Origin of the sequence: Falsiroseomonas sp. E2-1-a4 (assembly GCF_051433165.1) — a bacterium.
Taxonomy (GTDB): Bacteria; Pseudomonadota; Alphaproteobacteria; order Acetobacterales; family Acetobacteraceae; genus Falsiroseomonas.
The window spans coordinates 1-693 of record NZ_JBHMFS010000079.1; the positions used below are offsets into that span (position 1 = coordinate 1).

The window sequence follows — 693 nt, forward strand, 5'->3', positions numbered from 1 at the left end:
CTTCTGGGCCGCTTTCCTCAAGAGCTTGGTGAAGCGCGGCCTGAAGGGGGTGAAGCTGGTCGTCTCCGATGCTCATGAAGGGCTGAAGGCGGCGATCGCCCGTGTGCTCGGGGCGACATGGCAACGCTGCCGCGTGCATTGGATGAGGAACGCGCTGGCCCATGTCGGCAAGGCCCAGCAGTCCATGGCCGCTGCGGCGCTGCGCCAAGCTTTCCTGCAGCCCGACCAAGTGGGCGCGCGGCAGACCTGGCGCCACGTTGCCGACCAGCTCCGGCCCCGCTGGCCCAAGCTCGGCAAGATGATGGACGACAGCGAGGACGATGTGCTGGCCTACATGGCGTTCCCGCCGCAGCACAGGACCAAGCTGCATTCGACGGATGAGATCGACAAGACTTTTCCGCTGTTGCTCGCTTATCCTCCTGCTGCACGGGTGACCGCGTGGCGAAGAGCGGGGCCCGGAGGTGTGAGCCCCGCCGCGCAGCCTTATCGTCGCTCCTCCTTTGCGGCGCCCGTGCGCCCCTCGCCGGGTCCTCGCGGCTGCCAGTTCCGGACCGCGTGCTCGTAGGCGCGCTCGGCCTGCCGGGCGACTTCGATCTCCTGATCCCGCAATTCCTTGACGTGATAGGCGTGGCTCGGTCCGCGCTTGTTGCCCTTGCGCATGGGCTTGCCAGCCTGCAACTCCATCGACCTGAC

General features: G+C 67.1%; 1 pseudogene. It reads left to right on the plus strand.

Annotated elements, in window-relative coordinates:
- Nucleotides 1–391: pseudogene (locus ACFHNC_RS24725) on the plus strand (transposase); the annotation flags it as partial.
- Nucleotides 392–693 lie beyond the last annotated feature (302 nt).